5 protein-coding genes are annotated in these 6315 nt (G+C 75.3%); 2 read left to right on the top strand and 3 right to left on the bottom strand.

The window, feature by feature from the left end; genetic code table 11:
* Positions 1-149: 149 nt before the first annotated feature.
* The 3 genes from ACFWPT_RS12345 to ACFWPT_RS12335 all read right to left on the bottom strand — a co-directional run bounded on the left by ACFWPT_RS12345 (position 150) and on the right by ACFWPT_RS12335 (position 3340).
* The gene (locus tag ACFWPT_RS12345) at positions 150-1253 is read right to left on the bottom strand and encodes an SCO1860 family LAETG-anchored protein (protein WP_380481508.1); all 1104 of its coding nucleotides are present in this window, start codon (positions 1251-1253) and stop codon (positions 150-152) included.
* 184 nt (positions 1254-1437) lie between these two features.
* Positions 1438-2115, bottom strand: coding sequence for a uracil-DNA glycosylase (locus ACFWPT_RS12340; RefSeq protein WP_063349566.1), 678 nt, complete (start codon positions 2113-2115; stop codon positions 1438-1440).
* Positions 2116-2248: 133 nt separating this feature from the next.
* Positions 2249-3340 (bottom strand): amidohydrolase family protein, encoded by a 1092-nt coding sequence (locus tag ACFWPT_RS12335; RefSeq protein WP_380481506.1) that lies wholly within the window; start codon positions 3338-3340, stop codon positions 2249-2251.
* Positions 3341-3437: 97 nt separating this feature from the next.
* Here ACFWPT_RS12335 and ACFWPT_RS12330 point away from each other — a divergent pair, with 97 nt between their 5' ends.
* On the top strand, positions 3438-4523 hold the full coding sequence (locus ACFWPT_RS12330) for a pyridoxal-phosphate-dependent aminotransferase family protein (protein WP_380481504.1): 1086 nt from the start codon (positions 3438-3440) through the stop codon (positions 4521-4523).
* Between the two features lie 182 nt (positions 4524-4705).
* Positions 4706-6286 carry a phosphonate degradation HD-domain oxygenase gene (locus ACFWPT_RS12325; RefSeq protein ID WP_380481502.1) on the top strand — a complete coding sequence of 527 codons (1581 nt, stop codon included), beginning with the start codon at positions 4706-4708 and terminating at the stop codon, positions 6284-6286.
* Positions 6287-6315: the final 29 nt, after the last annotated feature.

Genomic DNA, 6315 nt, shown 5'->3' with positions numbered 1-6315 from the left:
GTTGTTTTGTTCCCCCCCCCGGGGGGGGGGGGGGGGGGGGCCGGGGGGGGGGGGGGGGGGGGGGGCGCCCCCGGGGGGGGGGGGGGGGCGCCCGGGGGGGGGGGGGGGGCCCCGGGGGCGGCCCCCCCCCCACCGCGAGGGGCCGGGACTCAGCTCCGGCGGGCGTGCGCGGCCCGGCGGCGCCGGGTGGCCCACAGGGCGCCGGCCCCGCCGGCGACGAGGGCCGCGGCCCCGGCGGCCAGCGGGCCGGTGGCGCTGCTGCCGCCGGTCGCGGCGAGGCCGGCGGTCGGCTTCTCCGACGGGCCGGGCTTCTCGGTCGCGGCCTGCGGGACGACGGCGCGGGTGGTGGTGTCGGCGACCGGCTGGGCGGTGGCGGCGGTGCCGGTCGGCGCGGGCGACGTCGGGGCCTGGGTCGCCTGGGTCGGGGTCGCACTGGCGGCCGGCGCGGAGGGCTTCTCACAGCTCACCGAGGCCACGGTGATCTTGCCGGTGACCTTGGCGACGTTCAGGTTCAACGGGTTCACCTCCACCTGCACCTCCAGGGCGGAGGCGGCCGCGGTGGTCGAGGTGGTGCTCTTCTTGGAGAGCTCCACCGACACGCTGCCGATCAGCGGCACGTCCACCTTGGTCGGCCCGTACAGGCCGATGGTGACGGGCTTGCCGAGCACCGTCAGCTTGGCGGGCGCGACGACGTCGGCGGTCGGCTGCCCGTCGACGGGGCAGGTCGCCTCGGCGCTCATCGCCTCCAGGCCGATCAGCGTGGTGGCGGGCAGGCCGGGGGCGTGCACGTCGGCGTTGACCAGCTTGACGGAGGCGGCGGTGCCCTTGGCGTCGATTCGGGTCACGGCCGTACCGATGTCGGCCTTGACCAGGGTGACCGGGCCCTGCTGGTCGACGCCGTCGACCTTGGCGGTGAGGAGCGAGCCCTCGCGCTGGGCCGGCGTCTCCACCTTGTTGAGCGCGAGGTCCACCGGGACGTCGACCGTCTTGTTCAACAGGCTGACGTCCAGGGCGAGTTCGGCGGTGACGGCGCGTGCCTTGCCGGGCGAGGCGGCGGACGGCTGCGAGGACGACGCAGTGGCCGCCGGGGTGGCCGCCGGCGCGGCCGGGGCGGCGTACGCGGGCGGGACGGTGAGCAGCGTGCAGGCCGCGACCACGGCGGCGGCGGAAGCGGTTCGGCGGACGGAACGAGCCGAACGGGTGGAACGGGCGGAACGGGCGGAACGGGTGGAGCTGGTGGAACGAGAAGACATGGCGGTACCCCCACAGGTGCTGTTGATCCGGAGCGCGCCCAGACGTCACCCGCGACAGGCGGGGAGGGGCCGGCGTTCCGAACGGTGAGCCGCCAGTCTTCTCGAACAGTCCGTCACAGGAGCCACACAGAACGTCATTTCACTCGTTGGAGTGAGATTGACGTCTGCCGCTGACTCCGATCTGCTACGGCAGTCGCCAGTCCACCGGCTGCGCCCCCTGCCGCGCCAGCAGCTCGTTCGCCCGGCTGAACGGCCGCGAGCCGAAGAAGCCGCCGCTCGCCGAGTACGGGCTCGGGTGCGCCGACTCGATCGCCGGGATCTCCCCGAGCAGCGGCCGCAGGTTGCGGGCGTCGCGCCCCCACAGGATCGCCACTAGCGGGCCGCCGCGCGCCACCAGCGCCCGGATCGCCTGCTCGGTGACCTCCTCCCAGCCCTTGCCCCGGTGCGCGGCGGGCTTGCGCGGCGCGGTGGTCAGCGCGCGGTTGAGCAGCAGGACGCCCTGCTGCGTCCACGGGGTGAGGTCGCCGTTGGACGGCTGGGGCAGGCCGAGGTCGCTGCCGTACTCCTGGAAGATGTTGATCAGGCTGGCCGGGATCGGCCGGGTCTCCGGCGCCACCGAGAAGCTGAGCCCGACGGCGTGGCCCGGGGTCGGGTACGGGTCCTGTCCGACGATCAGCACCCGCACGTCGGCGAAAGGCTGCTGGAAGGCCCGCAGCACGTTCGGCCCGGACGGCAGGTAGGTGCGGCCGGCGGCCAGTTCGGCGCGCAGGAAGTCGCCCATGGCGGCGACCTGCCCGCCGACGGGCTCCAGGGCGGTGGCCCAACCGGGCTCGACGATCTCGTTCAGTGGACGCGGTGCCATGGTGGCCACCCTATCGGCCTACGCCGACAGCGCGTTCAGCGGATGATCATGCATGCGAACCCGGGGCCGACTGGCCCACCAGCCACGCACCCCACGGCCGCCCACGACGGGTCGCCCGCCACCGGCCACCCGCTCACCCCACCGGCCGGCCGCGCAGCACCACCAGCCGCGGGTCGGCGAGCACCCGGACGTCCGCCCGCGGGTCCTCCCCGTACACCACGAAGTCGGCCGACTCCCCCTCCTCCAGCCCCGGCCGCCCCAGCCACTCCCGCGCACCCCAACTGGCCGCCGACAGCGCCTGCGCCGGGCTCAGCCCCGCCTTCACCAGCTCCGCCACCTCCTCCGCGACCAGCCCGTGCGCCAGCGAGCCGCCCGCGTCCGTGCCGACGAACACCGGGATGCCGGCGTCGTGCGCGGCGCCGACGGTGGCGTAGCGGCGCTCGTGCAGCCGCCGCATGTGGGCCGCCCAGGCCGGGAACCTGCCCTCGCCGCCGGCCGCCAGGCCCGGGAAGGTGGCGATGTTGACCAGCGTCGGGACGATCGCCACGCCGCGCTCGGCGAAGGCCGGGATCAGCTCCTCGGTCAGCCCGGTGGCGTGCTCGATGCAGTCGATGCCGGCCGCCAGCAGGTCCGGCAGCGACTCGGCGGCGAAGCAGTGCGCGGTGACCCGCGCGCCTTCCTCGTGCGCCGCCGCGATCGCCTCGGCCAGCGCGTCGCCGGGCCAGCAGGCGGCGAGGTCGCCGCGCTCGCGGTCGATCCAGTCGCCGACCAGCTTCACCCAGCCGTCGCCGCGCCGGGTCTCCGCACGGACGTACGCGGCGAGGTCGCCGGGCTCGATCTCGTGCGCGTAGTTGCGGATGTAGCGGCGGGTGCGGGCGATGTGCCGCCCGGCGCGGATGATCCGGGGCAGGTCCTCGCGCTCGTCGATCCACCGGGTGTCGGCGGCCGAGCCGGCGTCGCGGATCAGCAGGGTGCCGGCGTCACGGTCGGTGAGCGCCTGCTTCTCGCTGGTCTCCGCGTCGACGGCGCCGTGCGCGTCCAGGCCGACGTGGCAGTGCGCGTCCACCAGACCGGGCAGCACCCAGCCGGTCACCGTCCGGACGTCCTCGGCGCCGGGCGGGCGGGTGAAGCTCACCCGGCCGTCCACGACCCAGAGTTCGTCCCGGACGTCCTCCGGACCGACCAGCACCCGACCCCGGACGTGCAGCACCGCGCCATCGCTCATGGCCCGCACTCTACCGACGGGCGTGTTCCCTGTAAGCAGCAAGAATGCGGCAGACTCGTGCCGACACCCACCACCTCATGCCCGAAAGGCCGCTACCGTGAGCCCCTTCCTCGACCTCCCCCCGCTCAGCGCCGCCGAGTTCGCGGCGATCGAGGACCAGGTGGCCGCACTGCTGCACACCACCGCGGACGTCATCGTCACCCAGGGTGAGGCGCTGCTGCCGTTGGAGGCCGCGATCCGCGGCGCCGCACGCCCCGGCTCCACCGCGCTCAACATCGTCACCGGCCCGTACGGGCAGACCTTCGGCAACTGGCTGCGCTCCTGCGGGGTCGAGGTCGTGGACCTGGCCGTCCCCTTCGACAGCGCGGTCAGCGCGCAGCAGGTCGCCGACGCCCTCGCCGCCCACCCGGCCGTCGACTTCGTCTCCCTCGTCCACGCCGAGGCCGCCACCGGCAACACCAACCCCGTCGCCGGGATCGCCGCCGCCGTCCGCGAGCACGGCGCCCTGCTGATGCTCGACGCGGTCGCCTCCGTCGCCGCCGAGCCGCTGCTCACCGACGAGTGGGGCGTCGACCTGTGCGTCATCGGCGGCCAGAAGGCCATGGGCGGCCCCGCCGGGGTCTCCGCCGTCTCCGTCTCCCAGCGCGCCTGGGAGCGGATCGCCGCCAACCCGGCCGCCCCGCGCCGCTCCTACCTGTCCCTGCTCGACTGGAAGGAGCGCTGGACGGACGCCGGGCGCACCGTGCTCCCGCACGCCCCCGCCCAGTTGGAGATGCTGGCCCTCGGCGCCTGCCTCGACCGGATCGCCGCCGACGGCCTGCCCGCCGTCATCGCCCGCCACCGCGCCGCCTCCGCCGCCACCCGCGCGGGCGCCCGCGCACTCGGCACCCTCGCCCCGTTCGTCGCCGAGGACGCCCACGCGGCCCCCGTCGCCACCACCCTGCGCACCCCGGCCGGCGTGCACGCGGCCGAGCTCGCCGCCCGCCTCGACCCCGCCCTCCCCGTCCAGCCCGGCGGCGGCCCCCTCGCCGCCTCGATGCTCCGCGTCAACCACTACGGCCCCGCCGCCGCCCTGCCCACCGTCCACGCCTGCCTCACCGCCCTCGCCACCGCGACGGACGCGGACCCGGCCCCGGCCCTGGCCGCCGCGGAGGCGGCCTGGACGGCAGCCGTCCAGGGCTGACACCACGGCGCCGTCGAGGCCCGATCACGCGGAGCGGAAGGTTTCGGCCATCGGCTCCCGGCACAGTTCCCGCAGCGTTCATCTGCGCGGCACGCCGATCTCACCGGGGGCAGGCAGGCTCCGGCCAGGGGTGAAGTTGGCTATACAACTTCACCCGGGACGCCGCCGAGGAGGAGACCACCGTGACCGAGCTGCCGCCGTACTGGCTGCGCGACAACTGCCCGTGCGCCGAGTGCCGGGACCCCAGGAACGGGCAGAAGCTGTTCCAGATCGACGACCTGCCGCAGGACCTGGCGGTCGCCGCGAGCACGGAGACCGACGGGGGCCTGGAGGTGCTCTGGTCGGACGGGCACCGCTCGCGGTACCCGCTGGAGTGGCTCGGCGCCGAGCGGGACGGCGACGGGCGGACGGAGGAGGGCAAGCGGCTCTGGGTGGCGGCGGACTTCGCACACGGGATCCCCGAGGCGCGGTGGGAGGCGTACCTGGCCGACCCCGCCGAGCAGGCCGCCGTCCTCACCGCCGTGCGCCGCAGCGGCTTCGCGGTGCTGCGCGGGGTGCCGACGGTGGAGCGGCAGGTCCTCGCGGTGGCCGAGAGCTTCGGCTACGTCCGGGTCACCAACTACGGGGAGCTGTTCGACGTCCGGGTCGAGCCGGATCCGAACAACCTGGCGTTCACCAGCGTCGCGATCGCGCCGCACACCGACAACCCGTACCGGGACCCGGTGCCGACGCTCCAGCTCCTGCACTGCCTGGAGAACTCCGCGACCGGCGGCGACTCCGGCCTGGTGGACGGGTTCCGGGCCGCGGCGCTCCTCCGGGAGGAGGCGCCGGCGGACTTCGAGACGCTCACCCGCACGCCCGTCCCGTTCGTCTTCCGCGACCGCCGCACCGAACTGCGCGCCGACCGCCCGCTGATCGAGGTGAACGCCCTCGGCCGGATCCGCGAGGTGCGGTTCAACAACCGCTCGATCGGCACCCTGCGCGGAAGCTCCGGCGAACTGACGGCCTTCTACGCCGCGTACCGCCGCTTCGCCGCGATCACCCTGCGCCCCGAGCTCCAGCTCGCCTTCCGCCTCGACCGCGGCGACTGCCTGGTCTTCGACAACACCCGGCTGCTGCACGCCCGTACGGCCTTCCAGCAGGACGGCCACCGCCACCTCCAGGGCTGCTACGCCGACCTGGACACGCTGGGCAGCACCCTCGCCGTGCTGCACCGGCGCGCCGCCGCGCTGGACGCGATCGCCGGGCTGTTCGCGGGCGAGGGCGCCGGGGAGTACCTGGGCGAGGAGGTCACCATGGCCGAGCACATGCTCCAGGCCGCCGCTGCCGCCGAGGCGGCCGGGGCGCCGGACCACCTCGTCGCCGCCGCACTGCTGCACGACGTCGGACACTTCCATGGCGCGCTGCACGGACGCGACTTGATGGAGGGTCAGGACAACCGGCACAGCGACACCGGCGCCGACTGGCTGGCGCGGTGGTTCGGCCCGGAGGTGACCGAGCCGGTCCGGCTGCACGTGGCCGCCAAGCGCTACCTTTGCGCAGTGGAACCGGACTACCGGCAGCGGCTGTCCGAGGCCTCGGAGTACACCCTCACCGTCCAGGGCGGCCCGATGGACGAGCGGCGGGCCGCCGCGTTCGCCGAACTCCCGGGCGCCGCCGACGCGGTGGCCGTCCGCCGCTGGGACGAGCAGGCGAAGACGGCCGGGGCGCCGACACCCGGATTCGAGCACTACCGCCCGCTGCTCGCCGCGCTCATGCACTGATGGCGCCGGCCGGCACGCCCGGGAAGAGG

Source organism: Kitasatospora sp. NPDC058478, from assembly GCF_042720345.1.
Lineage (GTDB): Bacteria > Actinomycetota > Actinomycetes > Streptomycetales > Streptomycetaceae > Kitasatospora.
Note: the sequence above shows the minus strand (reverse complement) of the source record. Positions and strands in the feature narration are given on the sequence as shown.